We start from the raw sequence: 26,615 nt of genomic DNA, 5'->3' as shown, positions 1-26,615 counted from the left end.
CAAGCGGTTATTTTAAGAAGTTTTCAAAGTTTCCTGATCAACTTCAACCACTTGCGCTTCGTTCGACTTGGCGTCTCACGTCAGCGGGAGGCGAATTCTACAGCGTTACAACCTGCTGTCAACTGCCTTTTTCACCGCTGTCGATTCAAGCATCTGAACCGAAGTGAACCGAAGCATTCCTCGCTGCTTACTTCGTCCAACTCTTTGATTATCAAGGAGTTTTCCGTTTCGTCTGCGCCGGAAGTGGGGCGAATTATAGACAGATCCAGAGGGGCGTCAACACCTAATTTGAACTTTTACTGAAAAAGCTAAAACTCCAATGAAATCCTGTACTTCCTTCTGTTTATATAGAGACCAGCCAATCAGACCCGCCAGAGCATTAGCTCTTAAACAACACCCGCTTCGCGCAGCTTCATCACATCAGCGTCTAATAAGCCCAGTACGCCGGTGAGAACCTCCCACGTATGCTCTCCCAACAACGGCGGCGCACGCCGATATTCAACAGGCGTCGCTGATAAACGGATAGGGCTGGCGACTTGAGGAACCGTCCCGCCCAACGCATGCGGCAAGTGCACCTGCAAACCGCGGAACTGCACCTGCGGATCTGCGAATACCTGGGCGACATCATTAATAGGCCCACACGGTACGCCAGCCCCCTCCAACGCCATGACCCATTCGGCCGTGGTCTTGAAGACGGTGGCCTGCCGAATCAGCGGGATCAGTTCGGCACGATGCGCCACGCGCTGCTTATTAGTCGCAAATCGCGGATCGACGGCCCACTGCGGTTGCCCGGCCACTTCTGCGAATTTGCGGAACTGGCTGTCGTTCCCAACCGTGAGAATGAAATCGCCGTCGGCAGTGGGAAAATCCTGGTAGGGCACGATGTTCGGATGAGCATTACCCAGTCGCCTTGGGGAGACGCCTGTCGTCAGGTAATTCATCGCCTGATTCGCGAGGCAGGCGACCTGCACATCCAGCAATGCCATATCGATGTGCTGACCAACCCCTCCCTGATCCCGATGCGCCAGAGCAGCAAGAATCGCGGAGGTCGAATACAGCCCTGTCAGAATATCCGTCAGCGCCACGCCGACCTTGACCGGCCCCCCGCCATCTTCACCCTCGGCCCGGCCGGTAAGGCTCATTAGCCCACCGAGCCCTTGGATCATGAAGTCGTAACCTGCCCGCTTGGCGTAGGGCCCCGTCTGACCGAACCCGGTAATCGAGCAATAGATAAGCCTGGGATTTTCCAACTGCAGCGAATCGTAGTCCAGACCGTAAGCCTTCAATCCGCCAACCTTGAAGTTCTCGATGACGATATCGGACTTCGCCGCCAGCTCCCGAACCAGCCTCTGCCCTTCAGGCTGAGTGAAGTCTATGGTGACGGACTGTTTGTTACGGTTGGCAGACAGGTAGTAGGCAGCTTCGGACGTGTTTTCTCCGCGCGGATCCTTCAGAAAGGGCGGTCCCCAGGCGCGCGTGTCGTCGCCATTGCCCGGGCGCTCGACCTTGATCACCTCCGCACCCAGGTCAGCCAGAATCTGTCCTGCCCACGGGCCGGCGAGCACCCTAGACAAGTCCAGCACACGCAAATGCGATAACGCGCCCATTGCAGGCTCCTTAATAGAAGGCCTGGATGCCGGTCTGCGCGCGCCCCAGGATGAGCGCATGGACATCATGAGTACCTTCGTAGGTATTGACCACTTCCAGGTTGACCAGATGCCTGGCGATACCGAACTCATCAGAAATGCCGTTGCCGCCCAGCATGTCACGGGCCATACGCGCGATGTCCAGCGACTTGCCGCAGGAGTTGCGTTTCATGATGGAGGTGATTTCCACTGCTGCAGTGCCCTCGTCCTTCATCCGGCCAAGACGCAGGCAGCCTTGAAGCGCCAACGTGATCTCGGTCTGCATGTCTGCGAGCTTTTTCTGAATCAGCTGATTAGCTGCGAGCGGACGGCCGAACTGTTGGCGGTCCAGCGTGTATTGACGCGCGGTGTGCCAGCAAAACTCGGCAGCCCCCAAGGCGCCCCAGGAGATGCCGTAGCGGGCGGAGTTCAGGCACGTGAAAGGCCCTTTTAGACCACGGACGTCCGGGAAGATGTTCTCTTCCGGCACGAACACGTTGTCCATCACGATCTCGCCGGTGATCGAAGCGCGAAGGCCGACTTTGCCGTGAATCGCTGGAGCAGTCAGGCCTTGCCAGCCTTTTTCCAATACGAAGCCGCGGATGTCCCCAGCGTCATCTTTGCCCCAGACAACGAACACGTCGGCGATCGGGCTATTGGTGATCCACATTTTGCTACCGGTCAGTCGATAGCCGCCTTCGACGGTCCGCGCGCGGGTGATCATCGCGCCCGGATCCGAACCATGATTGGGTTCGGTGAGGCCGAAGCAACCGATCCATTCACCGGAGGCGAGTTTTGGCAGGTACTTCTGTTTTTGCGCTTCAGTGCCAAATTCGTTGATAGGCACCATGACCAGAGAGGACTGCACGCTCATCATCGAGCGGTAGCCGGAATCAACGCGCTCGACCTCGCGAGCGATCAAGCCGTAACACACGTAGTTCAGACCGCTACCGCCGTACTGCTCCGGGATCGTGGCTCCGAGAAGGCCTATCTCACCCATCTCGCGGAAGATCGCTGGATCTGTCTTTTCATGCCGGAAGGCCTCAAGCACACGCGGCGCCAGTTTGTCGCTGGCGAACTGCTCGGCGCTGTCGCGGACCATGCGCTCTTCTTCGGTGAGTTGCTGGTCCAGCAACAGGGGATCGATCCAACTGAAACTTGCCTTGCCGCTCATGATTCTCTCCTCACCCAATGCGCTTCCGGACCTGCCGGAAAAGTAGTGGAGCGAGCCTAGGCCTGAACCCTTCAAAGGAGCAAACGACGATTTCGCATCATCTTGTGCTAATTTCTCACTCCGAAGCACACCAATTAGCAGTCTGTCCGCCCTTCCGTGTGAGGCAAAGGTACATGCGCCGTAAAATCCCTAGCACCGCTGCGTTGGTAAGCTTCGAGGCAGCGGCGCGGCACGAAAGCTTCACCAAGGCGGCCGAAGAGCTTTCGCTGACCCAGAGCGCGATCTGCCGACAGATCGCCAGCCTGGAAGAGTTCTTGAATGTCGGCCTGTTCCGGCGCTCGCGACGGGGCGTAAAGCTCACAGAGGCAGGCCTTTCCTACAGCCGACGCATTGCGACGCAACTCGATGCCGTTGAACGCGACACCCTGTCAGTGATGGGTCATCAGGGCGTCAATGTGATCGAACTCGCGGTGGTACCCACATTCGGCACGCAGTGGCTGCTGCCGCGCCTGAAGGATTTTCAGAAGAAACACCCTGACGTCACTATTAACCTGACCAACCGCACGCGCCCCTTTTTGTTCGCGGACACCGAATTCGACGCGGCGATCTATTTTGGGGATGCTGACTGGTCCGGTACCGAATCCCACAGACTGATGGGCGAAAACCCGATGCCAGTCTGCAGCCCCGTGCTGCTTGGGGGACGCCACAGCATCAGCGCTCAAGAACTGGCTGAGATGCCGCTGCTGCAACAGACCACTCGGCCGTACGCCTGGAGGCAATGGTTCAACTCGCTGGACATGGGCGTGGCCCGCGACATGACAGGCCCCCGTTACGAGCTATTCTCAATGCTAGCGCAGGCCGCCATGCACGACATGGGTGTGGCGCTCATCCCGCCGTTTCTTATTCAGCATGAACTGGCCGAGAAGCGCCTGGTGATTGCCAACCCGCACCATCTCTCGAGCACCAAGGCGTACTACTTGATGATCCCGGAGCGCAAAACGGAATCGGCGTCCCTGAAAGCGTTTCGCGACTGGCTGATTCAACAGGCCGACACTTACTCGCTGCCTTAAACACTCATCTGCGTCTTGAAGATTTCATGTAGTACGCCCACTTCAAAACCTACAGATATCCTGATTTGTCGCATTTACGACACACTTCTTGGCTCAGACCCTAACGCTCCAATAGTCATACGAATAGAGCCCTCCAGCCTGTTTTTAGGTCATTTGATAACTTCGTCATCGGAAGCCCCCTGCGGGCTCAAAATTCATAAAAGATTATTAGCATCAGACACTTGTGCGATTTAGTGCGTCAAACGGTCACAGGGTGACTTGTAGTACATTTTTCGTTCAGTTACAGAAACCCTTGAAGGCCTCTGACATCCCCTGCAAAATGCCGCGCCCGGCTGCTTTAACGGGCGTAGTGATCGCAATTCCAGCCCCCGGGCCCTAGCGCGCTGGCCTCATTAAAGACAATAAGATCACGCAGGAGATTTGACGTGCACATTGGAGTCCCCCTCGAAACCCAGCTTGGTGAAACCCGGGTCGCCGCCACTCCCGAGACCATCAAAAAGCTCATCGCCCAAGGCCACACAGTAACTGTTCAGAACGGCGCGGGCATTGCGGCGAGCGTGACCGACAGTGCCTATGAGGCAGCAGGCGCCTTGGTGGGCAGCGCCGCCGATGCATTCGGTGCCGAACTCATTCTCAAGGTCTCCGCTCCCAGCGACGCTGAACTCCCGCTGATCAAAAGCGGCGCAGTAGTTGTCGGGATGCTCAATCCTTTCAATAACGACATGATCACCAGGCTGGCCGAGCGCGGGATCACCGCCTTTGCCCTCGAAGCGGCGCCACGCACCTCGCGCGCGCAAAGCCTCGACGTGCTGTCTTCCCAAGCCAACATTGCCGGCTATAAGGCTGTCCTGTTGGCAGCGCATCACTACCCACGCTTCATGCCCATGCTGATGACAGCGGCCGGTACGGTGAAAGCAGCCCGGGTGCTGATTCTCGGCGCGGGCGTTGCGGGGCTCCAGGCCATCGCCACTGCCAAACGTCTGGGTGCGGTCATTGAGGCTTCCGACGTACGTCCGGCCGTCAAGGAGCAGATCGAGTCGCTAGGGGCCAAGTTCGTCGACGTGCCGTACGAGACAGACGAAGAGCGCGAGGCTGCCGTGGGCGTCGGCGGTTACGCCCGCCCGATGCCGGCCAGTTGGATGCAGCGTCAGGCAGTGGCCGTGCATGAGCGCGCCAGGCAGGCGGACATCGTGATCACCACGGCGCTGATTCCCGGTCGCAAAGCGCCGGTGCTGTTGAGCGCTGAAACGGTCGCGCAGATGAAACCCGGCTCGGTGGTGATTGATCTGGCTGCAGCGCAGGGCGGCAACTGCCCGCTGACAGTGGCAGACCAAGTGGTAGTCGAGCACGGCGTAACCATCGTCGGCCACACGAATCTGCCTTCCATGGTCGCGGCGGATGCGTCTGCTCTTTATGCACGCAACCTGCTGGACTTCATGAAGCTGCTCTTCAACCAGGAAGGACAGTTCCAGATCAACCTCGAAGACGACATCGTTGCCGCGTGCCTTATGTGCCGCGATGGCCAAGTCATCCGCAAGAACGGCTGAGGATAAAAATAATGGAAGAGTTCATCTCACCCGGGATCTACAACCTGATCATTTTCGTGCTGGCCATTTATGTCGGCTACCACGTGGTCTGGAACGTGACGCCTGCGCTGCATACCCCGTTGATGGCGGTTACTAACGCTATCTCGGCCATCGTCATCGTCGGCGCCATGCTGGCCGCAGCGCTGACAGTAACGCCACTGGGCAAAACCATGGGCACACTGGCCGTCGCGCTGGCCGCCGTTAACGTCTTCGGCGGTTTTCTGGTCACCCGGCGGATGCTGGAGATGTTCAAAAAGAAAGCGCCCAAGGCAAAAGACGAGGTAGCCAAGTAATGAGCATGAACCTCGTCACATTGCTGTACCTGGTCTCGGCCATTTGCTTCATCCAGGCGCTGAAGGGCTTGTCTCACCCGACCACATCGCGTCGAGGCAACCTGTTCGGCATGCTCGGTATGGGGCTGGCTGTTCTCACCACGATCGGACTCGTGTTCAAACTGGCCGCGTTGTCCACCGACGGTGCCAGCGCAGGCATCGGCTACATCCTTATCGGTCTGCTGGTCGGTGGCACTGCCGGTTCGATCATGGCCAAGCGCGTCGAGATGACCAAGATGCCGGAGCTGGTTGCCTTCATGCACAGCATGATTGGTCTGGCAGCCGTGTTTATCGCTATCGCTGCCGTGGTCGAGCCACAGTCGCTGGGCATCGTTCACCACCTGGGCGATCCGATTCCTGCGGGCAACCGCCTGGAGCTGTTCCTTGGCGCGGCGATCGGGGCGATCACGTTTTCCGGTTCGGTCATCGCCTTTGGCAAGTTGTCGGGCAAGTACAAGTTCCGCTTGTTTCAGGGCGCGCCGGTGCAGTTTGCCGGTCAGCACAAACTCAATCTGATTCTGGGCTTGGCAACACTGCTGTTCGGCATCACGTTCATGCTGACGGGCAGCCTGTTCGCGTTCAGCATCATGCTGATCCTCGCGTTCGTGATCGGCGTGCTGCTGATCATTCCGATTGGTGGCGCAGACATGCCCGTCGTGGTGTCGATGCTCAACAGTTACTCAGGCTGGGCAGCAGCGGGTATTGGCTTCTCGCTGAACAACTCGATGCTGATCATCGCCGGCTCGCTGGTTGGCTCCTCCGGCGCGATTCTGTCGTACATCATGTGCAAGGCGATGAACCGCTCGTTCTTCAACGTGATCGGTGGCGGCTTTGGTGGCGCAGCAGATGCCGGTGCAGCGAGCGGCACCAAGGAAGCCCGCCCGGTCAAATCGGGATCGGCTGACGACGCGACCTTCCTGCTGACCAACGCTGATACCGTGATCATCGTGCCGGGCTACGGGCTGGCAGTCGCTCGAGCCCAACACGCGCTTAAAGAGTTGACCGAAAAGCTGACCCACGCGGGCGTCACGGTGAAGTACGCGATCCATCCGGTGGCCGGCCGGATGCCGGGGCACATGAACGTACTGCTGGCGGAGGCCGAGGTGCCTTACGATCAGGTGTTCGAGATGGAGGACATCAACTCCGAATTCGGTCAGGCGGATGTCGTCCTGGTGCTTGGCGCCAACGATGTGGTCAATCCGGCGGCCAAGAACGATCCAAAGTCGCCGATTGCCGGCATGCCGATCCTTGAGGCGTACAAGGCCAAGACCATCATCGTCAACAAGCGCTCCATGGCCAGCGGCTATGCAGGCCTGGATAACGAACTGTTCTATCTGGACAAAACCATGATGGTTTTTGGTGACGCCAAAAAGGTTATCGAGGACATGGTCAAAGCGATCGAATAACCGCTGCAAACCGCAATAAAACAACCCTCGGCGCAGGTAGTGGTCGAGGGTTTTTTACAGCCTGGGTAAAAGTGTTTCTCGCGCAGAGGTGCTAATTAGAGCCTTTATTGCGACCTTGGTAGCGGGACGAACAAGCTTCAACTCTCTAGACTTCGCTCACGCATCTTTGTCATGAGATCAAACAACATGCACCGTGAACGAATCCGTCTGCCGTCGCTGATGAGCAAGATAATGAGCGCGGCCGACGCCGCTTCCTTGATCAAGGACGGCATGACCGTCGGCATGAGCGGCTTCACCCGCGCCGGCGAAGCCAAGGCCGTGCCCCAGGCGCTGGCTGAACGCGCCAAGACAGTTCCGCTGAAGATCAGCCTGATGACGGGCGCCAGCCTGGGCAACGATTTGGACAAGCAACTCACCGAAGCCGGCGTGCTCTCCCGGCGCATGCCGTTTCAGGTCGACAGCACCCTGCGCAAGGCCATCAACGACGGCACCGTGATGTTCATCGACCAGCATCTGTCGGACACCGTCGAGCAGTTGCGCAATCGCCAAATCAAGGCCGTGGATATCGCCGTGATTGAATGTGTGGCGATCACCGAGGAAGGGCACCTGGTGCTCAGCACGTCCGTTGGCAACTCGGCGAGCTTCGCCATCCTTGCCGAACACGTGATCATCGAGATCAACCTCGCCCAGCCTCTGGAGCTCGAGGGACTGCATGACATCTATATACCCACTTACCGACCAACACGCCTGCCGATCCCGGTGCTGAAGACGGACACCCGAATCGGCAGCCAGGCCGTGAAGATCGATCCGGCCAAGATCGTGGGGATCGTGATCAGCAATCAACCGGACTCGCCGTCGACGGTATTGCCGGCAGACACCGACACTCAGGCTATCGCGGGCCACTTGGTCGAGTTTTTCAAGAACGAAGTGCGGGTGAACCGCCTGACCAATCAGCTGATGCCGCTGCAGGCCGGGGTAGGCACGATCGCCAATGCCGTCATGACAGGGCTGATCGATTCGCCCTTTCATGGCATGACCATGTATTCGGAAGTGCTGCAGGACTCAACGTTCGACCTGTTCGAGGCGGGCAAGCTGGATTTTGCTTCGGGCTGCTCCATGACGCTGTCGGAGCGTAAGCATGCTGCGGTCTATGAAAACCTCGAGCAGTACAGATCCAGACTGTTATTGCGTCCTCAGGAAATCTCGAACCATCCAGAGGTTGTCCGCCGCTTGGGCATTATTGGTATCAACACCGCCCTGGAGTTCGATCTGTACGGCAACGTCAACTCCACACACGTGGGTGGCACGCGGATGATGAACGGGATCGGGGGTTCGGGGGATTTCGCGCGTAACGCCCATCTCGCCATTTTCGTGACCAAGTCCATCGCCAAAGCCGGGGCGATCTCAAGTGTGGTGCCTATGGTCAGCCATGTAGACCACACCGAGCACGACGTGGACATTCTGGTGACAGAGATCGGACTGGCAGACCTGCGCGGCCTGGCGCCCCGCGAACGCGCCCGGGTCATCATCGACAACTGTGTGCACCCGGCCTATCGCGAGGCGCTGAATGACTACTTCCGCCGCGCCTGCGCAATTGGCGGTCACACTCCGCACGTTCTGCGCGACGCACTCAGTTGGCACCTGAACCTGGAAGAAACCGGCCGCATGTTGGCGATCTGAACACACAGTTTCAACGTGGCGGCGACCTTTCGTCGTCACAGTTCGCGAACTGAACGCAAATCCGGCAAAAACTGTACTGCTGTACGGGTGATTTGGCTGATGTAAAACCGCAAATCATCCGTGCGAGTATCCAAAAAGCACACTTCTGGTGCAGACCCGTACAGTTGCCCCACTTCCGAACAAAACAGTGGTCTTTAACAGTTAACTGGAGCAGCACAATACAAATGAACTGTGTCTAGAGAGAGAAGGGCAATGAGAGGAATATTGTCACCAATCAAGTCACTCTCTAATCCCGCCACAAGCGGAAGGAAGAAGCATCATGGAACGCACCGTCAGTTCCGAACTGTTCTACGAAGACACCGCAAAAACCGCACAAGCCTCGTTGCCGCTGCGCATGTTCGCCAACCTGATGCTCTGGCAGCGTCGCCTGTCCAGCCGTCATCAGCTGGCTCGTCTGGATGCACGCTTGCTGGCTGACGCCGGTATCAGCGAATCCCAGCGTTACGAAGAGCTGAGCAAGCCGTTCTGGCGCTAATCTAGCGTCTGCTGGTCGCAGGCTACGTGCCTCTCACCAGCATCCTGAATTGTTCAAACAAAACCCGTCAGCAGGTTACTGCTGACGGGTTTTGTCGCTTCAGGCCGGGAGAAATAGCAAGGCAACCCCAACCAGTACAGTTTCCACAACCTTTTCAACACACCCATACAGCCTAATAGTTACGGGCGATTTAGGCAGGTATTGGCTGTATCGCGGCAACTGGCATAAGGCCGGGATGGTTCGCGCGCCCGCTTATAAGCTAATCTTGCGCCACCTTGAGCACGCACTCGCGAGACAGCTATCGCTGAGCTTCCGATTTAAGCGTCAGTGGTTTTCGAATCCCGTTATTTTGGAGTGCCTACATGATGTCCCGCGTTCGTCTGTTAAGTGCCGCTTTCCTGATCGTTGCCGCCACTGGAGCCCAGGCTTCCAGTTTCGTGGTCACCACCGACACCATTGTCCGTGCGCTCGATGCTTCGTCCAATGCCACGTCAAAAATTTCCTCCTCCTTTCATGACGACAAGATCGTCCTGGCCGCCCGCGACGACGCTGCAAGCTTCGTTGCCAGCGAAGGCGAGATCCGTGGCGTGAAGCTTCAGGGCGCCTTGCAACACATCCGCGAGGTTGCACCGGGCCTGCGAGCGTCGGATCCGCAACTGGCGCAGGCGATTCTTGCCATCTGATTCAGTACAGCGACAGATTTATCCAGCCCACGCCCGGGCCTTTGCACTAGCTCTGGCCCGGGTGTTGCGCTAGCCTTGCAACCCATACCGCAGACCCCGAACAGCCCTGAATAGCCATGCATCCGTTGTCTCGCCCAGTGCTTGCCGTCATCGCCATCTTGAGTATTTCCACTCAGGTTCAGGCGTTCGATGTCACCACACAAAGCCTGGTCAAAACCGGATACGCCACCAGCCAGGTGACGACAGGGCCGTTCGATAGCAAGTTGATAATTGCCGCCCAGGATGATGCTGCAGTGTTTGTCGCCAGTGACGGCCAACTGCGAGGAGCACGACTGGAATCGGCGCTGGCGTACCTGCGTCAATCCCATCCAAAACTTCATGCAAGCGACCTTGAACTGGCGCAGGCAATCCTCGTCCAATAGTCACTTTTTTGTAACTTCCGTATTTTGGAGACGTTCCATGCGTACCCCGTTGATCGCTGCCGCCCTCGGCCTGCTCTTGCTGACTGACATGGCACAGGCGCAAACCCTGAAGGCCACCAGTAACATCGTCGTTCGCGCCCTCGGCCGCAGCATCGATTTCACCTCCGACACCACCTCATCCGTGCGCAACTGGAAACTCGTGCTTGAAGCCCGTGACGACGCCGCCAGCTACGTCGCCAGCAACGGTGATATCCATGGCGCACTGCTCGACGCAGCCTTCATGACATTGCGCGATCGTTTGCCTGAAGCGCGCAACGCCAGCGATCAGGACCTCGCCGAGGCCATCCTCGCACTGTGAAACACCTCGCTGTCTGGCTGCTGACGTCGGCGCTCTCGCTGATCTGCACGAGCGCCTTCGCCGACCTCAGCCTGTCGCTGCATACCGACGGGCTCAGTCCTGCTCAACAAAAGGCCAGCCAGACATTGCTCGACGAAGCCATGGCGCACCTGCCGCCACTGTTTGTCAGCAAGCTTGATAGAAAGGTCGAAGTGCATTGGACCGACGACATGCCGTCCAATGCCTACGGCCGTGCAGACGGCCCTTACCGTCTGGACCTGAATCAGCACCTGCTCGCAGGCCTGACCGACGGCAGCGCTGCAACGACCCGAACCAACCGTCCTCATGGCACCGTGCGCGAAGAAATGCTCGCCACGGTGCTGCATGAGCTGACCCACATTTATGATCACGCGCAGCTCTGGTCCGCTGAAGACCGCAAGCTGATTGTCGCGTGTACCCGGCAGGGCAAGAGCGTGGGCAAAGTCGGCCTGCGTGACAGTTGCCGGGGACAGACCGACCGACGCTTCACGTTGAGTGATGATCCGCGCCTTCTGGATCTGGCGGGATGGCCGCAATACGTCGGCCGCCGCGGTGACAGGGAAGAGCGCAATGGCCAGGTCGCGCGCAGCCCCGACATCTACGAAATCAGCAGCCCGCTGGAATTCGTTGCGGTGAACATGGAGTATTTCCTCCTCGATCCCGCCTACGCCTGTCGCCGTCCGGCGCTGTACGACTATTACAAGGCTCGTTTCGACTGGGCGCCCGCGACGAAGGATCAGTGTCCGACGTCCTATCCTTACCTCAACGCCGGAAACGACTTCGCCCGACAGCCGTTGGGCAAGCTCGACCCCGAGCGGGTGTACGAAGTCGATTACCTGCTGGCCGAGGCCAACCAGAATCTGGCGAGCCGTTGGGGCCATAGCATGTTGCGGCTGGTGATCTGCAAGCCCGGTCGCCCGCGTGGCCCCGACTGCCGACTCGACCTTGATCAGCATTTGGTGCTGTCGTATCGCGCTTTTGTCAACGACCTGCAACTTTCCAGCTGGAGCGGCCTGACCGGCAAGTATCCGTCGCGCCTGTTTGTCCTGCCGCTGGGTCAGGTGATCGATGAGTACACCAAGACCGAACTGCGCGGCCTGGCCTCGGTCCCGCTGAAACTGTCCCGTGAAGAGATCAACGGTCTGGTTCAGCACGCTGCGGAGATGCACTGGGCCTATGACGGGGATTACTGGTTCCTGTCCAATAACTGCGCGGTGGAAAACCTGAAGTTGCTGCGCAGTGGCACTAACGATCCGCGGCTTGTCGGGCTGGACAGCATCATGCCCAACGGACTTCTGGAAGTGCTGAAGGGCAGGGGGCTGGCGGACACCAGCGTGCTGGACGATCCCAAGAAAGCGCTGCGCATGGGCTACCGCTTCGACTCGTACCGCGACCGTTATCAGGCGATGTTCGATGTGCTGCGCAAGACCACCAGCGTCAAGCAAACCACAGTGGAAGACTGGCTGGCTCTGACACCGCAAGAGCGACGCCCTTACTTTGCGCAGGCCGATTTGCGCACCAGCGCTGCAATGTTGCTGTTGGAGCAGGCCGGGCTGCGTCGTCAATTATTGCTGGCGCAGGATGAGGTCAAGCAGCGATACCTCAGTGCCGTGGAGCAGAAGGACAACGGCGTGTCCAAAGCGACCGGCACGCTGCAGGACATTCTGGCCAACAGCGGATTTTTGAGTCGCCCCGCAGAATTGCTCGGCAGCGGCGGCTACGGTCTGCCGCAGGAAGGCGAGTGGGAGCGTCTGGAAAACGAGAGCAGCCAGCGGCAGAAACAGCTGCAACGGCTCAGCGGCGATCTAGACACAGAGGTGAGGGCGCTGCTTGATCCCGACCGCGCCGCCGAGATTGCAGCGACCGAAGACAACCTCAAGCAGGTCGGCGAGCACCTGCGGGCATTGCACAAGGCAGCGGGCGGGCTGGAGCTGCCTTGATCGTTGCGCAGCGGCACGGCCCGCAATGATTCAGGCAGTTTCCCCGGGCTCACCCGGCAAATGCTCGTCCAGGTGCAGCCAGGGCAGGCGGCTGTCGGTCCAGATGTGTCGATCGGCAGGCGTCAGCTCCGGATGATCAAGAGTCGCGATGGTCACGTCCATGGTCTCCGGACTGTTGCGGCTGAACAGTGCGATCTGCGCCCCACAGTTATTGCAGAAATACCTCACACACGTCGCACCTGAATCATAAGTAGTGGGACTGCCCGCCAGCCATTTGAAGGCTTCGACCGGCACGCTGGTCCACGTCATCACGATGCCGCCTGACGTGCGCCGACAAATCGAACAGTGGCAGTGGGCAACGTCATCCACGGGGCCATCGAGTTGGTAACGCAGATTGCCGCAATGGCATCCACCGGTATGCAATTCACTCATGAGCATTCTCCAGGTTATGTAGGGGTCTGACCGCATCCGAGGTCGATAACTCAAATTCCCGATCGTCAACTCGCGAAGTGCAGCGAAAGCTGGCTGAAAGCTTCCCCGTTTAGCATCACCTCACCGCCGGCGACAGACCGGTCGGCCAGGACGAACGCGCTTGACGTTCTCCGGCCCATCTACAACAACAATTAGGTGATTCCCGATGCTTGCATGTGCCCTGCAGTACCCCCTCCGTAATCCCCGACTCCACGCGCCGCTCGTTTTGAGCTGATCGATTCGTCTCGTCTGTTCCCCGCCGCGTAACGCTGGAGTATTGCTATGTTGACCTTCCTCGGCTTCGCCATGGTCGTCGCCTTCATGTACCTGATCATGAGCAAGCGCCTGTCAGCGCTGATTGCCTTGATCATCGTTCCTATCGTATTTGCCCTGTTCGGAGGCTTCGCCTCGGAAATCGGCCCAATGATGCTTGCGGGCATCACCAAGCTTGCGCCAACGGGCGTGATGCTGATGTTCGCCATCCTTTATTTCGCACTGATGATCGACTCCGGGCTGTTCGACCCGGCCGTGCGCAAGATCCTCAAGCTGGTGAAGGGCGACCCGGTAAAAGTGTCGGTCGGTACGGCGGTGCTGGCGCTGGTTGTCTCGCTGGACGGTGACGGCGCCACGACGTACATGATCTGCGTGGCCGCCATGTTGCCGCTGTACAGCCGTCTGGGCATGAGCCCGCGCATCATGGCCGGCTTGATCATTCTGGCCGGCGGCGTGATGAACATGACGCCATGGGGCGGCCCGACCGCGCGTGCGGCGAGCGCCCTGCATGTCGATCCATCCGACATCTTCGTGCCCATGATCCCGGCAATGCTGGCGGGCGTCGTGGCAATCCTGGTGATCGCCTACTTCTACGGCAAACGCGAGCGTGCGCGCCTGGGTGAACTGCACCTGCCCGGTGACGAAGTCGACCACAGCGACATCAGCGTTTCGCAGTTTCCCGAAGCCCGTCGTCCCAAGCTGATCTGGTTCAACGCTGCTCTGACGCTGGTATTGATGGTCGCGCTGATCATGGGCTTGCTGCCACTGCCGGTGCTGTTCATGATCGCATTCAGTATCGCCATGATCGTCAACTACCCGTGCCTGCAAGCGCAGAAAGACCGCGTAGCGGCCCACGCCGGCAGCGTGCTGGCGGTGGTCGGACTGATTTTTGCTGCGGGGATCTTTACCGGTATCCTGTCCGGCACCGGAATGGTCGACGCGATGTCGAAGAGCCTGCTGGCAGTGATCCCGGACGCGATGGGCCCTTACCTGGCCGTGATCACTGCCGTTGTCAGCATGCCGTTCACCTTCTTCATGTCCAATGATGCGTTCTACTACGGCGTGCTGCCGGTCCTCGCCGAAGCTGCTTCGCATTATGGCATCAGCCCGGTGGAAATGGCACGTGCCTCGATCGTCGGCCAGCCCGTCCACCTGTTGAGTCCGCTGGTGCCGTCGACGTATCTGCTGGTGGCGCTGGCGGGCATCGAGTTCGGTGATCACCAACGCTTTACCCTCAAATGGGCCGTGCTGGTGTGCGTGTGCATTCTGATCGCTGCGCTGCTGATGGGGATTTTCCCGTTCTCCAGCAGTCTATAACGCAACTCAACGCTCCCTCTGGCGCCGCCGCGCCAGCGGGAATACGAACGCTTAAAGGAATACGTAATGGAATGGCTGACCAACCCTGAGATCTGGGTTGCTTTCTTCACGCTGACTGCCCTGGAAATCGTGCTGGGCATCGACAACATCATCATGATCTCGATCCTGGTCAGCCGCATGCCCAAGGCGATGCAGCCGCGCACCCGTATCTTCGGTCTGGCGCTGGCGATGGTGACGCGGATTCTGCTGCTGCTGTCGATCACCTGGGTCATACGCCTCACCGACGACCTGTTCGTGGTATGGGGGCAGGGCATTTCCGGACGCGACCTGATCCTGTTCTTCGGTGGTCTGTTTCTGTTGTGGAAGAGCTCGCAGGAGATCTATCACGGCATGGAAGGCGAGGAAGAGTCGCTGGACGAGCCGAAAGGCAAGGGCGGCATGTTCCTGTACACCATCCTTCAGATTGCAATCATCGACATCGTATTCTCGCTGGATTCGGTCATCACCGCTGTCGGCATGGTTTCCCATGTACCGGTGATGGTCGCGGCGATCATCGTGGCGGTATTGATCATGATGCTGTGCGCGGGCGTCATCAGCGACTTCATCGAGAAGCACCCATCGCTGAAGATGCTGGCGCTGTCGTTCCTGATCGTCGTGGGTACCGTGCTGATTGCCGAGTCGTTCGATGTGCATGTGCCCAAGGGCTACGTCTACTTCGCCATGGCGTTCTCGCTGGCGGTTGAAGCGATCAACATCAAGATGCGCACGTCAATGGCGAAGAAGCGCAAGATGCAGGACCCGGTGAAACTTCACAAAGACGTGCCGGGTCAATAACGTCCGCCGCACAGACATCAAAGCAACGGGGCTGTGAATGCCCCGTTTTTTATTGGCAAGGCGTGAAGGTGCTGCGTCCAAACACCTGATTTATGACAGATTTGTTTCAAGAAATAATCCGCTGTGCCATGCTGGCATTAAGGCCACAGGCCGACTAAAGCTTAGTTGAGCGCGCTGTCGATGCACCTCAAGCGCTTACGCTCGCTACACGCTGGACCTTTTAACTTTGCCCGATGGGCAACCTACAGGGGGCTCTCCATATGCTGACCCTGCTCGATTTGCTTTCCGCCGTCGCGCTATTGATCTGGGGCACACACATCGTTCGGACCGGCATTCTGCGCGTCTATGGCTCGCAGCTGCGCCGGGTCATTGGCCAGAACATGTCCAAACGCCCGCTGGCCTTTGTCGCGGGGATTTTGGTCACCGCCGTGGTGCAAAGCAGTAACGCCACGGCGATGCTGGTGACGTCCTTTGTTGGCCAGGGCTTGATGGGCCTGACGCCAGCGCTGGCCATTATGCTCGGTGCCGACGTCGGTACTGCGGTGATGTCGCGAATCCTGACATTCGACCTGTCGTGGCTGTCGCCACTGCTCATTTTTCTGGGCGTGGTCTTCTTTCTGTCGCGCAAACAAACCCGTGTGGGCCAACTGGGCCGTGTCGGCATCGGGCTGGGCCTGATCATTCTCGCCTTGCAGTTGATCGTCACTGCCGCCGCGCCGATTACCCAGGCCGCCGGGGTGAAAGTGCTTTTCGCGTCACTGACGGGCGACCTTCTGCTGGACGCACTGGTCGGGGCCATGTTCGCGCTGATCTCGTATTCAAGCCTTGCGGCGGTGCTGCTGACCGCGACGCTTGCAGGCGCGGAGATCATCAGCCTGCCGGTGGCAATCGGCCTGGTGATCGGCGCCAACATCGGCAGCGGCCTGTTGGCATTTCTCAGCACCAGCATGCAAAACGTGGCCGGCCGGCAAGTGGCGCTGGGCAGCCTGTTGTACAAGCTGATCGGCCTGTTGCTGATCACTCCGGTGTTGACCCCGCTGGTGGCCTGGATGGACACGCTGAACGTCAGCCCGTCGAGCCTGGTCATCAGCTTCCACGTGATTTACAACTCGCTGCGTTGCCTGATCATGCTGCCGACGGTGGGACCGATGGGGCGCCTGTGCGCGTCGATTCTGCCGCAGCAGGCCGAGATCAACGGTCAGACCAAGCCTCGCCATCTGGACCTGACCGCACTCGCCACGCCGAGCCTGGCTCTGGCCAATGCCGTGCGCGAAACCCTGCGCATGGGCGATCTGATCGACAGCATGCTCAATGCCATGCAAGAGGTGCTGCGTGGCAACCAGACGGCGGTCACTCAGGAAGTGCGTCGGCTCAACGATGATGTCGAGGTGCTCTACAACGCCATCAAGTTGTACCTGGCGCAGATGCCACGCGATGACCTCAGCGATCAGGACAATCGCCGCTGGGCCGAGATTATCGAGTTGGCGATCAACCTGGAGCTGGCCAGCGGGCTGATCGAGCGCATGCTGCGCAAGGTCCAGCAGCAGAAGACGTCGCAGCGGCGGTCGTTTTCCGACGTCGGCCTGGAAGAACTGTCCGGGCTGCACGAGCAACTGATGGCAAATCTGCGTCTTGGCCTGTCGGTCTTCCTCAGCGGCGACCCTGAAAGCGCGCGCCAGTTGTTGCGCGAGAAACGTCGTTTCAGGGCACAGGAGCGGCGCCTGGCCCACGCCCATGTCAGCAGGCTGCAACGCAAGATCGTGCAGAGCATCGAGACCAGTTCCCTGCACCTGGAGCTGATTTCCGACATGAAACGCTTGAACTCGCTGTTCTGCAGCAGCGCCTACGCGGTCCTTGAAACCACTGACACAGGCGCCTTGTCCAGCGAGGGCAACGCGGATTAATCGTGGTGAACGCAGGGGCCGCTGCGAAGTCTGTTACACATACCGGCCCGCAAGGAAGCCCGTTTTTATGCGTTGCCTGCTGTTCGTTTGTCTGGTTCTGACATCCCTTTCTTCCATGGCCCTTGACCGGTTTCAGGTCGAGGGCTACGTGCTGCCCAACGGTTTGCAGTTGCTGCTCAAGCCTGCGGACAAAGGTCACGTCTCTATTCGTCTCGTTGTGGGTATTGGCTTCGATGACTTCAAATGCGAAGACAAAGAGTTGCCGCACTTGCTTGAGCATCTGCTTTTCAGCGGGATCGACAACAGCGGTGAGGGCGGCCTTGAGCAGCAGATGCAGGCACTGGGCGGCGAGTGGAACGCGTTCACCAGCAACACCGACACCACCTTTGTCATCGAGGCGCCGGCGCAAAACCAGCGCAAGGTGCTCGATCTGCTGCTCAATCTGCTGACCCACACGCAAATCAATCAGGCCAATCTGGACACTGCCAAGCGCATCGTCGCCCGTGAAGACGGTGGCCATTATTCGCATTTGCAACGCTGGCTGGACAAACGCGATCTGGGCCACGGCGCCAGCAGCCAGCTTGCCGTGGAGCTCGGCCTCAAATGCCCGGAGCGGGCCGAGGTTGATCACCTCACGCTGGAGCAAGTCGAGCATATCCACGACAACTGGTACGCCTCCAACAACATGACGCTGATCATCGTGGGCGAACTCGACAAGTTGCTGCCGGCGTATTTGGAGCGCACCTTCGGCCAGCTTAATGCGGTCGATCCAACCGAACATCCGCCGCTTCGCTCGATGACCGAAAAGGCCGAGCCTGAGCGGACGCTGATCCGCGGCGCGTTGGGCGATGGCGCGAAGCTGCATCTGCTGTTCCCCGAGCCGGACATGGGCGAGCAGCACGATGAAACCTGGGATCTGGTGAAGGCTTATCTGGACTGGGCGCTGTACAGCGAACTGCGTCTGGACAAGGGTTATTCCTACGGTCCATGGGCTGATCGCGAAGCGTTCGGGGACACCGGTTTTCTCAGCCTCAACGCCGACCTGAACCGCGAAGACGTCGATTCGGCCACCGCCGCCGTGCGTTCGATGCTCCAGCGGCTGCGCAAGGAAGGCATGGACCCGGCGACCTTTGCGCGGCTGCAGCAGGCATCCATTGCCAGGCAAGCATGGGCGGTTCAGGGCAACAGCGCGCTGGCCGACTACTACTGGGGTGCGTTGAATGATTACGACGATGGTCGTTTCCAGGACCCGGCCAGGCGGACCCGTGGTGTAAGCCTGGATCTGGCCAATCAGGCGATGCGTCAACTGCTGGCGCAACCCGGGTATCTTCGCGTTGAAGAGCCACTGCTCAGCTACGATGAGCTGTACGCTGTCGGATGCCTGCTGACAGCGCTGGTGGCGCTGCTGATTCTTTGGCGGTGGCGGGTTTACAAGAAGCGGCCTTTATAAGCGAGGCGCGTGGCGTTAAAAATTTCGTCGCGGTGGGCGCCGTCCAATTTTGGTTATTTTTATTCACCCAGATCCAGACCCATACCTAAGAGCGACGCGCCACGATGCCGGACATTAACGCAATCATTCACCACTCGCTGGTCCAGCGCGTGCTGGAGTTCATCAAGCGCTACCCCGGGCTGATTGCGTTCTTCGGGTTCTGTTCAGGCATTGGCAGCTTCATTCTGGTGGATCGACAGGCGAAGCTGGCCACATGGATTGCGGTCATTCTGCTGGTGAGCTGGATCTGGCTGATGGTGGAAAACAGCGCCGTCGCCCTGTTCGCGAAGATGTTCAAGCGAGAGATACCGCAGCCGCTGTTGCGCTACGCCACCCAGATGATCCACCAGGAAAGCCTGTTTTTCGTGCTGCCGTTCTTTTTCGTGACGACCACGTGGTACAGCGGACAGCTGGCGTTCACGGGGCTGCTCGGGGCTGCAGGACTGATTTCGATCATCGACCCGCTGTACTACAAATGGCTGGCCCCGCGCCGCTGGGCGTTCATGGCGCTGCATACCCTGACGCTGTTTGCCGCATTGCTCACGGCGCTGCCGATCATCGTTCACCTGACCACCGCCGAGAGCTACAAACTGGCGCTGGGCATTGCGATGCTGCTGTCGTTCCCGAGCCTGGCGTCGGGTTATCCGATCAACAGCTGGAAACGCGGCGTTGGCCTGGTGGCGATGACGCTGGCGATCGGAGGGGTAGGCTGGATGGCACGATTCTGGGTACCGCCGGCGACGCTCTGGCTGACCGAGGCGGCGATCAGCACGCGCTTCGATAACCAGAATCGGACCCCCGGCGAGAGTATTCAGGAAATCGGCGTCAACCAGCTGCGCAGTGCCGGTCTCTACGCCTACACATCGATCAACGCCCCGCGCGGCCTGAACGAGCGGATTTATCACGTGTGGCGCCACAACGGCGAGGAAGTGGAGCGTATTGCTCTAGACATCAAGGGCGGCCGTGAGGAAGGTTATCGGGCCTGGACGCACAAGCAGAATTTCCCGCCGGACGTGCTCGGCAAATGGCAGGTGAGGGTGCTCACTGAGGACGGGCAGATGATCGGTGTGCTGCGCTTTGACGTCACTGAGCGCGACCAGCCGGCCGTCACTCGCAACAAGATCAAGCCCGCAGGCCTGAAGCCAGGCACCGACGCTGCGGCTCCGGATGACTCGGACGCGAAAAAACCCGCGGACAGCGCGCCAGCCGAGAGCCCGTCTGCCCCGGCCAACACCAACTAAGCTCGTCGCTATGACCCCACTGACCACGCAGGCTTCCTCCGCGCCCAAGGATCCAGGGCGCGTGTTGATGGACACTTCGAGCAATCCGGCTCAGTTGCGGATCGCCGGAGACTGGACGCTCGCGCATTACCGCGAACTCAAGCGCCAGACCGACGCATTAAGCGCCGGATTCGGCCCAACCACCCTCGTGGACATGGATGAGCTCGGCGCGCTAGACACCGCTGGCGCGTCGTTGCTGGTAGAGCTGCTCGGCGTGCAGCGCCTGCGTTTGCTGGCCGTGCAAGCGCCCAATCTGCCGGAGTCCAGCCGCGCGCTTATGCAGACCATCCAGAGCGCACTGGCTGACTACTGCCAGCCCGTCCGAGAGCCAGAGGCGGCCGTGGGCATGCAGCTGCTGGCGCGAATTGGCGCGGCGGTGGAGGTGATCTGGAAGGACACGCTGCAACTGCTCGGCTTTATCGGGCTCATCCTGCAGACCTTCGCTTCTACGCTGTTTCGCCCTCGGCGCTGGCGCACCACATCCGTTATCGCCCACATCGAGCAAATCGGTCTGGACGCAGCGCCCATTGTGGCGCTGCTGACGTTCATGGTTGGCGCCGTGGTGGCCTTTCTCGGTGCCACAGTGCTAAAGGCTTTTGGCGCGACGATTTTCACCGTTGACCTGATCGGCTTCTCATTCCTGCGGGAATTCGCCGTGTTGCTGACCGCCATCCTGCTCGCCGGTCGTACGGCCAGCGCCTTCACCGCGCAGATCGGCTCGATGAAAGCCAACGAAGAGCTGGATGCGCTGCAAACCCTGGGGCTGAGTCCTACAGAGCTGCTGGTGCTGCCCCGCGTGCTCGCGCTGCTGATCTCACTGCCCATGCTGACCTTCCTCGCGATGATCTGCGGCATTGTCGGTGGCGGCGTGGTCTGCGCGCTGTCGCTAGGCATCTCGCCGGCGATGTTTCTGTCGTTGATGCAGGCCGACATCGGCGTGCAGCACTTTCTCGTGGGTATCGCCAAAGCGCCGATATTTGCGTTCTTCATCGCCGCCATTGGGTGCCTGGAAGGCTTCAAGGTCGAGGGCAGCGCCGAATCGGTCGGGGCTCACACGACATCGAGCGTGGTGCAGTCCATTTTCGTGGTCATCGTGCTGGACGCCTTGGTCGCGATGTTCTGCATGGAGATTGGCTGGTGACCCGCCGCTGCGTACAACCCGTCGAGACGGTGATTGAGGTTCGCGGCCTGAGCAATCGCTTCGGCCCGCAAGTGGTGCACGAGAACCTCGATCTGGATCTGTATCGCGGAGAGATCCTTGGCGTGGTGGGCGGCTCCGGCGCCGGCAAGTCGGTGTTACTGCGCAGCATTGTCGGGCTGCAAAGGCCTGCCGCAGGAAGCGTCCGTGTGCTGGGTCAGGATTTGCTGAATCTGCCCGACAACGCGCGCTCACAGGTTGAACGACGTTTCGGTGTCCTGTTCCAGAAAGGCGCGCTGTTCTCTTCGCTGACCATTACGGAGAACGTCGCGCTGCCGCTCATCGAACACGCCGGGCTGAGCCGGGAGGAAGCCGAGCATCTGGCCGGGATCAAAATGGCGCTGGCCGGACTGCCGCTGTCAGCGGCTCATAAATACCCCGCGTCGCTCTCCGGGGGCATGATCAAGCGCGCGGCGCTGGCGCGAGCACTGGCGCTGGATCCGGACATTCTGTTTCTGGACGAACCCACTGCCGGGCTCGATCCGATCGGCGCCGGCGCGTTTGACCAGTTGATCCTGACGCTGCGCGACGCCTTGGGACTGAGCGTGTTCATGGTCACCCACGACCTCGACACGCTTTATACAATCACCGACCGCGTCGCCGTGCTGGCGCAGAAGCGTGTACTGGTCGCGGACAGCATCGACAGGGTGTCTGCGACCAAAGACCCGTGGATTCACGAATACTTCCATGGCCCGCGCGGCCGCTCGGCCTATTCAGCGGCCACTTACCCACACGAGGTCTCATGATGGAAACCCGCGCCCATCACGTTCTGATCGGTCTGTTCACGGTCATCGTGGTCGCCGCCGCACTGCTGTTCGGTCTGTGGCTGGCGAAATCCAGCGTCGACTCGGCCTTCAAGGACTATCAGGTTGTCTTCAACGAGGCGGTGACCGGTTTGTCTCGCGGCAGTCCGGTGCAGTACAGCGGTATCAAGGTCGGTGACGTCGTGCAGTTGCGCCTCGATCCCCAGGACCCGCGCCGGGTGCTGGCACAGATCCGTGTTGCCGGGGAAACCCCGATCAAGCGTGACACCTACGCAAAACTGGCACTGGCCGGCATCACCGGTACATCGCTCATCCAGCTCAGCGGTGGCACACCGCAAAGCGAGGCGTTGAAGGGCGAGGGCGGCAACCTGCCAGTGATCATCGCCTCGCCGTCGCCCATCTCCCGCCTGTTGAACGACAGCGACGACTTGCTCAGCGGCACCAACACATTGCTGCATAACGCCAACGCGATGTTTTCTTCGAATAACGTGGAGACGCTGTCGCGCACGTTGCAGCATCTGGAGCAAACCACTGGAGCGATCTCCGATCAGCGCGACGACATTCGTCAGGCCTTGAAGCAGATGACGCTGCTGAGCAAGCAGGCCGGCGCGACCCTGGAGCAAACCTCTACGCTGATGCGCAACGCCAACCAGCTGCTGACCAGCGATGGCAGGCAAACCATCGCCAGCGCACAAGAGGCGATGAAGTCCCTCGAACAGAGCAGCAAAACCATCAATGTGTTGCTCAAGAACAACCAGAATTCGGTGAACGAGGGGCTGCAAGGGCTGGGCGAACTGGGCCCTGCAATCCGCGAGCTGCGTGAGACCCTCAGCTCATTGAAAACCATCTCGCGCAGCCTGAATGCCAACCCGAGCGGCTACTTGCTGGGCAACGAGAAGAATAAGGAGTTCGAGCCATGAGGCGTGTCGGTCAATCCATTACTCGGCAGTTGTTGGTGGCAATGCTGCTGTCGCTCGGCGCCTGCTCGATCCTCCCCGAGCAAGCGCCTTCAGACGTCTACCGGTTGCCAACGGCATTGCCTGCCAGCAAAGGGACCTCCCCCTTGCCGTGGTCCTTGCGGGTGGTACGGCCCAAGTCCAGCGAGACACTGGACAGCCCGCGCATCGCCGTCATCCCCCAGGGCAATGTCATCAGCAGCTACAAGGGCGCGCGCTGGAGTGATCCGGCGCCGGTCTTGTTGCGCAACCGACTGACCGAGGCTTTCTACCGCGATGGGCGAGTGCTGTCGATCAGCACTGACGACAGCAATCTCCAGGCTGATTATGAATTGGGCGCGGAGTTGCAGGCGTTCCAGAGCGAGTATCGGGGAACCGCCATTGAAGTGGTGATCCGCCTTGATGCGCGGCTGGTCGACGATCGCCAGCGGATTGTGGCGAGTCGGCGCTTTGAAGTGCATCAGCCGGTGGCCGACAAGCAGGTGCCGGCGGTGGTCTCGGCGTTCGGCCAGGCCAGCGATACCCTGGCCGCCCAAGTGTTGCAGTGGACCGTTGAGCAGGGCGAGAGGCGTTACACCGCCGAGCCGAAGAACCAATAGCAGACGGCAATCGCAGCGACCACACCGGCGAATTCGGCCAGCAGCGCGCAGCCCACTGCGTGTCGCGCGCGCTGGATGCCCACCGCGCCGAAATACACCGCCAGCACATAGAACGTGGTTTCCGTGCTGCCTTGAATGGTCGCCGCGACGAGGGCCGGGAAGCTATCGACACCTTGGGTTTTCATGGTCTCGATCAGCATCGCCCGTGCCGCACTGCCGGAGAACGGCTTGACCAGAGCAGTTGGCAGCGCATCGACGAATCGGGTGTCCATGCCCATCCATTGAATCCCGTGACGAATCCCCTCAAGAATCAGATCCAGCGCGCCCGATGCGCGCAGCACGCCGACGGCACAGAGCATGGCGACCAAATAAGGCAGCAGGTTCTTGGCGACGTCGAAGCCGTCTTTCGCGCCCTCCACGAAAGTCTCGTACACCTTGACCTTGCGCAGCGCGCCGATCACCAGGAACAGCATGATGATGCCGAACAGCGTCACATTGCCCAGTACCGATGACAGGCTCGACAGCGCAGCAGCGGACAACCCGGCCAGTACTGCCATGAAGCCGCCCAGCAGCAAGGCGCCGGGAATCAGGTAAGCGAGCACCACCGGGTCCCACAACTTGAGGCGCTGCATGAAGGCCACTGACAGCAGGCCGACCAGCGTCGAGGCGCTGGTGGCGAGCAGGATGGGCAAGAACACCATGGTGGGGTCAGCCGCGCCTTGCTGAGCGCGGTACATGAAGATGGTCACGGGCAGCAGCGTCAGCGAAGAGGCGTTGAGCACCAGAAAGAGGATCTGCGCATTGCTGGCGATGGTCTTGCTGGGATTGAGCTCTTGCAGCGAGCGCATGGCCTTGAGGCCGATGGGCGTGGCGGCGTTGTCCAGACCCAGCGCGTTGGCGGCGAAGTTGAGGGTGATCAGGCCCAGCGCCGGGTGGCCGCGCGGCACTTCGGGCATCAGGCGATGAAACAGCGGCGCCAGGACCTTGCCCAGCCAGTCGACGATCCCGGCCTTTTCGGCGATGTTGAGAAAGCCCAGCCACAGGGTCAGGGTGCCGAACAACAGCACCATGACTTCCACCGACAACTTGGCCATGGCGAAGATGCTCTCGACCATGGCGGCAAAAACGCCGGCATTGCCCCCTACCAGCCATTGCGCCAGCGCAGATATCGCCGCGACCACGAAAAACCCAAGCCATAGGCCGTTCAGCATACAAATCCCCTCGCAAGATGCGGCGATGATAACGGCGGGGGCAGAAACAACAAACCCCGGCCGAGGCCAGGGTTTGATGATTCACGCCAGACAGTGATTACTCGACCGTCGATTGACCCGCCGGCAGAGGGTCCTTGCCACGCCAGTGCGGCAGGGAGTTCCAGTAGCGCTCGCCTTTGGCGTCGTCGTACATGCCTTCCCAGCGCGAGATCACCAACACAGCCAGTGCGTTTCCGATCACGTTCAGCGCGGTGCGCGCCATGTCCATGATGCGGTCGACGCCGGCAATGAACGCCAGGCCTTCCAGCGGAATGCCCACGCTACCCAGGGTTGCCAGGAGCACGACAAACGATACGCCCGGCACACCGGCGATGCCTTTGGAGGTCACCATCAGGGTCAGGACGAGCATCAACTGCTGGCCGATCGACAGATCAATGCCGTACAGCTGCGCGATGAACAGCGCTGCGATGCTTTGGTACAGCGTCGAACCGTCGAGGTTGAACGAGTAGCCGGTGGGCACCACGAAGCTGCTGATGGCTTTGGGCGCGCCGTACGCCTCCATCTTCTCGATCACGCGCGGCAGCACGGTTTCGGAGCTGGCGGTGGAGTAGGCGAGCACCAGTTCGTCTTTGAAGATGCGCATCAGTTTGAGCACCGAGAAGCCAAACAGGCGCGCAATCAGGCCCAGCACCACGAAGGCAAAGAAGGCGATGGCGACGTACACCAGAATCACCAGCTTGGCCAACGGCAGCAGCGAGGCGAAGCCAAAGTTGGCGACGGTCACGGCGATCAGTGCGAATACGCCGATTGGCGCGTAGTTCATGATCATGTGGGTGACCTTGAACATGGTCTCCGAAACGCCCTGGAAGACCTTCACCAGCGGATCACGCACTTCGGCATTCAGGCTCGACAGACCCAGCCCGAAGAACACCGAGAAGAAGATGATCGGCAGCATGTCGCCACGGGCAACCGCCGCGAAAATGTTCGACGGAATGAGGTTGAGGATCGTCGCAACAAAGGCATGGTCATGCTGCACTTCAGCGGTGGTCTTCTGGTACTGCGAGATGTCCACCGTGCCCAGGGTGCTCATGTCGATGCCAGTGCCGGGATGGAAGACGTTGGCCAGCAGCAGACCGACGACAATGGCAATCGTGGTGACGATTTCAAAATAGAGAATGGTCTTCAGACCGATACGGCCGAGCTTCTTGGCGTCGCCAACGCCTGCGATACCGACGACCAGGGATGAGATCACAATCGGGATAACGATCATCTTGATCAGGCGGATAAAGATGTCGCCCGCTGGCTGCAGCACATTGCTGATCCACCAGGCTTTCTCGGTGCTGAAATGGTTCAGAACGGCGCCAATGGCGATGCCGAGTACCAGGCCGATGAGGATCTGCCAGGCGAGGCTCAGTTTTGCCTTCTTCATGTCATTACCTTGTTGTCGATGCCGGGACATCCCCCAACCACACGTTCATCATTGCGCTTGC

The 26,615-nt window shown here is 59.8% G+C and carries 24 protein-coding genes; 19 read left to right on the top strand and 5 right to left on the bottom strand.

Annotated elements, in window-relative coordinates; translation table 11 throughout:
- Positions 1-386 precede the first annotated feature (386 nt).
- Positions 387-1,607: a CaiB/BaiF CoA transferase family protein gene (locus SLW74_RS19195; protein WP_065987886.1), complete on the bottom strand. Its 1,221-nt coding sequence runs from the start codon at positions 1,605-1,607 to the stop codon at positions 387-389.
- Positions 1,608-1,617: 10 nt separating this feature from the next.
- On the bottom strand, positions 1,618-2,799 hold the full coding sequence (locus SLW74_RS19190; RefSeq protein ID WP_192130531.1) for an acyl-CoA dehydrogenase: 1,182 nt from the start codon (positions 2,797-2,799) through the stop codon (positions 1,618-1,620).
- A gap of 173 nt (positions 2,800-2,972) precedes the next feature.
- Between SLW74_RS19190 and SLW74_RS19185 the strand changes: the two genes are divergently transcribed.
- The 10 genes from SLW74_RS19185 (at position 2,973) to SLW74_RS19140 (ending at position 12,829) form a co-directional block, all read left to right on the top strand.
- The gene (locus SLW74_RS19185; protein WP_410929788.1) at positions 2,973-3,869 is read left to right on the top strand and encodes a LysR family transcriptional regulator; all 897 of its coding nucleotides are present in this window, start codon (positions 2,973-2,975) and stop codon (positions 3,867-3,869) included.
- Positions 3,870-4,294: 425 nt separating this feature from the next.
- Positions 4,295-5,416 (top strand): Re/Si-specific NAD(P)(+) transhydrogenase subunit alpha, encoded by a 1,122-nt coding sequence (locus SLW74_RS19180; protein WP_410929787.1) that lies wholly within the window; start codon positions 4,295-4,297, stop codon positions 5,414-5,416.
- An 11-nt stretch (positions 5,417-5,427) separates the two neighbouring features.
- Positions 5,428-5,748, top strand: a complete 321-nt coding sequence (locus SLW74_RS19175) for an NAD(P) transhydrogenase subunit alpha (RefSeq protein WP_065987890.1) — start codon at positions 5,428-5,430, stop codon at positions 5,746-5,748.
- The gene (locus SLW74_RS19170) at positions 5,748-7,193 is read left to right on the top strand and encodes an NAD(P)(+) transhydrogenase (Re/Si-specific) subunit beta (protein ID WP_065987891.1); all 1,446 of its coding nucleotides are present in this window, start codon (positions 5,748-5,750) and stop codon (positions 7,191-7,193) included. Before SLW74_RS19175 ends, SLW74_RS19170 begins: the two co-directional genes overlap by 1 nt.
- 186 nt (positions 7,194-7,379) lie before the next feature.
- Positions 7,380-8,873, top strand: a complete 1,494-nt coding sequence (locus SLW74_RS19165) for an acetyl-CoA hydrolase/transferase family protein (protein ID WP_410929786.1) — start codon at positions 7,380-7,382, stop codon at positions 8,871-8,873.
- 319 nt (positions 8,874-9,192) lie between these two features.
- Positions 9,193-9,408 carry a DUF1127 domain-containing protein gene (locus SLW74_RS19160; protein ID WP_093466716.1) on the top strand — a complete coding sequence of 72 codons (216 nt, stop codon included), beginning with the start codon at positions 9,193-9,195 and terminating at the stop codon, positions 9,406-9,408.
- Between the two features lie 365 nt (positions 9,409-9,773).
- Positions 9,774-10,091: a DUF2388 domain-containing protein gene (locus SLW74_RS19155; RefSeq protein ID WP_410929794.1), complete on the top strand. Its 318-nt coding sequence runs from the start codon at positions 9,774-9,776 to the stop codon at positions 10,089-10,091.
- Between the two features lie 116 nt (positions 10,092-10,207).
- Complete coding sequence (locus tag SLW74_RS19150; protein ID WP_410929785.1) at positions 10,208-10,513, top strand: DUF2388 domain-containing protein; 306 nt, start codon at positions 10,208-10,210, stop codon at positions 10,511-10,513.
- A 37-nt stretch (positions 10,514-10,550) separates the two neighbouring features.
- Positions 10,551-10,871 carry a DUF2388 domain-containing protein gene (locus SLW74_RS19145; protein ID WP_065987895.1) on the top strand — a complete coding sequence of 107 codons (321 nt, stop codon included), beginning with the start codon at positions 10,551-10,553 and terminating at the stop codon, positions 10,869-10,871.
- Positions 10,868-12,829, top strand: coding sequence for a DUF4105 domain-containing protein (locus tag SLW74_RS19140; protein WP_410929784.1), 1,962 nt, complete (start codon positions 10,868-10,870; stop codon positions 12,827-12,829). Before SLW74_RS19145 ends, SLW74_RS19140 begins: the two co-directional genes overlap by 4 nt.
- A gap of 30 nt (positions 12,830-12,859) precedes the next feature.
- On the opposite strand, the gene SLW74_RS19135 is transcribed toward SLW74_RS19140, so the two are convergent.
- The gene (locus SLW74_RS19135; protein ID WP_065987897.1) at positions 12,860-13,261 is read right to left on the bottom strand and encodes a GFA family protein; all 402 of its coding nucleotides are present in this window, start codon (positions 13,259-13,261) and stop codon (positions 12,860-12,862) included.
- A gap of 321 nt (positions 13,262-13,582) precedes the next feature.
- Between SLW74_RS19135 and SLW74_RS19130 the strand changes: the two genes are divergently transcribed.
- The 9 genes from SLW74_RS19130 (at position 13,583) to SLW74_RS19090 (ending at position 23,914) form a co-directional block, all read left to right on the top strand.
- On the top strand, positions 13,583-14,890 hold the full coding sequence (locus SLW74_RS19130) for a CitMHS family transporter (protein WP_410929783.1): 1,308 nt from the start codon (positions 13,583-13,585) through the stop codon (positions 14,888-14,890).
- Positions 14,891-14,956: 66 nt separating this feature from the next.
- Positions 14,957-15,724, top strand: a complete 768-nt coding sequence (locus SLW74_RS19125; RefSeq protein ID WP_410929782.1) for a TerC family protein — start codon at positions 14,957-14,959, stop codon at positions 15,722-15,724.
- A 260-nt stretch (positions 15,725-15,984) separates the two neighbouring features.
- Positions 15,985-17,628 carry a Na/Pi cotransporter family protein gene (locus tag SLW74_RS19120; RefSeq protein WP_065987902.1) on the top strand — a complete coding sequence of 548 codons (1,644 nt, stop codon included), beginning with the start codon at positions 15,985-15,987 and terminating at the stop codon, positions 17,626-17,628.
- 67 nt (positions 17,629-17,695) lie between these two features.
- Complete coding sequence (locus SLW74_RS19115; protein WP_410929781.1) at positions 17,696-19,078, top strand: M16 family metallopeptidase; 1,383 nt, start codon at positions 17,696-17,698, stop codon at positions 19,076-19,078.
- Between the two features lie 104 nt (positions 19,079-19,182).
- Positions 19,183-20,358 carry a DUF5924 family protein gene (locus tag SLW74_RS19110; RefSeq protein WP_410929780.1) on the top strand — a complete coding sequence of 392 codons (1,176 nt, stop codon included), beginning with the start codon at positions 19,183-19,185 and terminating at the stop codon, positions 20,356-20,358.
- A 10-nt stretch (positions 20,359-20,368) separates the two neighbouring features.
- Positions 20,369-21,538: an MlaE family lipid ABC transporter permease subunit gene (locus SLW74_RS19105; protein ID WP_410929779.1), complete on the top strand. Its 1,170-nt coding sequence runs from the start codon at positions 20,369-20,371 to the stop codon at positions 21,536-21,538.
- A complete protein-coding gene (locus SLW74_RS19100) occupies positions 21,535-22,341 on the top strand; it encodes an ABC transporter ATP-binding protein (RefSeq protein WP_065987911.1) in 807 nt (268 codons plus the stop codon). Before SLW74_RS19105 ends, SLW74_RS19100 begins: the two co-directional genes overlap by 4 nt.
- Positions 22,341-23,279 carry an MlaD family protein gene (locus SLW74_RS19095; RefSeq protein ID WP_410929793.1) on the top strand — a complete coding sequence of 313 codons (939 nt, stop codon included), beginning with the start codon at positions 22,341-22,343 and terminating at the stop codon, positions 23,277-23,279. The genes SLW74_RS19100 and SLW74_RS19095 overlap by 1 nt, the downstream gene beginning before the upstream one ends.
- Positions 23,276-23,914: an ABC-type transport auxiliary lipoprotein family protein gene (locus SLW74_RS19090; protein WP_410929778.1), complete on the top strand. Its 639-nt coding sequence runs from the start codon at positions 23,276-23,278 to the stop codon at positions 23,912-23,914. Before SLW74_RS19095 ends, SLW74_RS19090 begins: the two co-directional genes overlap by 4 nt.
- Here the strand turns inward: SLW74_RS19090 and SLW74_RS19085 are convergent.
- A complete protein-coding gene (locus SLW74_RS19085) occupies positions 23,887-25,125 on the bottom strand; it encodes a nucleoside recognition domain-containing protein (protein ID WP_410929777.1) in 1,239 nt (412 codons plus the stop codon). The genes SLW74_RS19090 and SLW74_RS19085 overlap by 28 nt on opposite strands.
- 97 nt (positions 25,126-25,222) lie before the next feature.
- The gene (gene gltP / locus SLW74_RS19080) at positions 25,223-26,554 is read right to left on the bottom strand and encodes a glutamate/aspartate:proton symporter GltP (RefSeq protein WP_065987919.1); all 1,332 of its coding nucleotides are present in this window, start codon (positions 26,552-26,554) and stop codon (positions 25,223-25,225) included.
- Positions 26,555-26,615 lie beyond the last annotated feature (61 nt).

The sequence above is a fragment of the Pseudomonas sp. W5-36 genome, assembly GCF_046540455.1.
Taxonomy (GTDB): domain Bacteria; phylum Pseudomonadota; class Gammaproteobacteria; order Pseudomonadales; family Pseudomonadaceae; genus Aquipseudomonas; species Aquipseudomonas graminis_B.
The sequence above is the reverse complement of the archived record's forward strand: the minus strand, read 5'-3'. Positions and strand labels throughout refer to the sequence as shown.

Coding starts and splice junctions, on each gene's coding strand:
- SLW74_RS19195 (WP_065987886.1), bottom strand. CDS start 1,607: ATGGGCGCGTTATCGCATTTGCGTGTGCTGGACTTGTCTAGGGTGCTC.
- SLW74_RS19190 (WP_192130531.1), bottom strand. CDS start 2,799: ATGAGCGGCAAGGCAAGTTTCAGTTGGATCGATCCCCTGTTGCTGGAC.
- SLW74_RS19185 (WP_410929788.1), top strand. CDS start 2,973: ATGCGCCGTAAAATCCCTAGCACCGCTGCGTTGGTAAGCTTCGAGGCA.
- SLW74_RS19175 (WP_065987890.1), top strand. CDS start 5,428: ATGGAAGAGTTCATCTCACCCGGGATCTACAACCTGATCATTTTCGTG.
- SLW74_RS19170 (WP_065987891.1), top strand. CDS start 5,748: ATGAGCATGAACCTCGTCACATTGCTGTACCTGGTCTCGGCCATTTGC.
- SLW74_RS19165 (WP_410929786.1), top strand. CDS start 7,380: ATGCACCGTGAACGAATCCGTCTGCCGTCGCTGATGAGCAAGATAATG.
- SLW74_RS19160 (WP_093466716.1), top strand. CDS start 9,193: ATGGAACGCACCGTCAGTTCCGAACTGTTCTACGAAGACACCGCAAAA.
- SLW74_RS19155 (WP_410929794.1), top strand. CDS start 9,774: ATGTCCCGCGTTCGTCTGTTAAGTGCCGCTTTCCTGATCGTTGCCGCC.
- SLW74_RS19150 (WP_410929785.1), top strand. CDS start 10,208: ATGCATCCGTTGTCTCGCCCAGTGCTTGCCGTCATCGCCATCTTGAGT.
- SLW74_RS19145 (WP_065987895.1), top strand. CDS start 10,551: ATGCGTACCCCGTTGATCGCTGCCGCCCTCGGCCTGCTCTTGCTGACT.
- SLW74_RS19135 (WP_065987897.1), bottom strand. CDS start 13,261: ATGAGTGAATTGCATACCGGTGGATGCCATTGCGGCAATCTGCGTTAC.
- SLW74_RS19130 (WP_410929783.1), top strand. CDS start 13,583: ATGTTGACCTTCCTCGGCTTCGCCATGGTCGTCGCCTTCATGTACCTG.
- SLW74_RS19125 (WP_410929782.1), top strand. CDS start 14,957: ATGGAATGGCTGACCAACCCTGAGATCTGGGTTGCTTTCTTCACGCTG.
- SLW74_RS19120 (WP_065987902.1), top strand. CDS start 15,985: ATGCTGACCCTGCTCGATTTGCTTTCCGCCGTCGCGCTATTGATCTGG.
- SLW74_RS19115 (WP_410929781.1), top strand. CDS start 17,696: ATGCGTTGCCTGCTGTTCGTTTGTCTGGTTCTGACATCCCTTTCTTCC.
- SLW74_RS19110 (WP_410929780.1), top strand. CDS start 19,183: ATGCCGGACATTAACGCAATCATTCACCACTCGCTGGTCCAGCGCGTG.
- SLW74_RS19105 (WP_410929779.1), top strand. CDS start 20,369: ATGACCCCACTGACCACGCAGGCTTCCTCCGCGCCCAAGGATCCAGGG.
- SLW74_RS19095 (WP_410929793.1), top strand. CDS start 22,341: ATGGAAACCCGCGCCCATCACGTTCTGATCGGTCTGTTCACGGTCATC.
- SLW74_RS19090 (WP_410929778.1), top strand. CDS start 23,276: ATGAGGCGTGTCGGTCAATCCATTACTCGGCAGTTGTTGGTGGCAATG.
- SLW74_RS19085 (WP_410929777.1), bottom strand. CDS start 25,125: ATGCTGAACGGCCTATGGCTTGGGTTTTTCGTGGTCGCGGCGATATCT.
- gltP (WP_065987919.1), bottom strand. CDS start 26,554: ATGAAGAAGGCAAAACTGAGCCTCGCCTGGCAGATCCTCATCGGCCTG.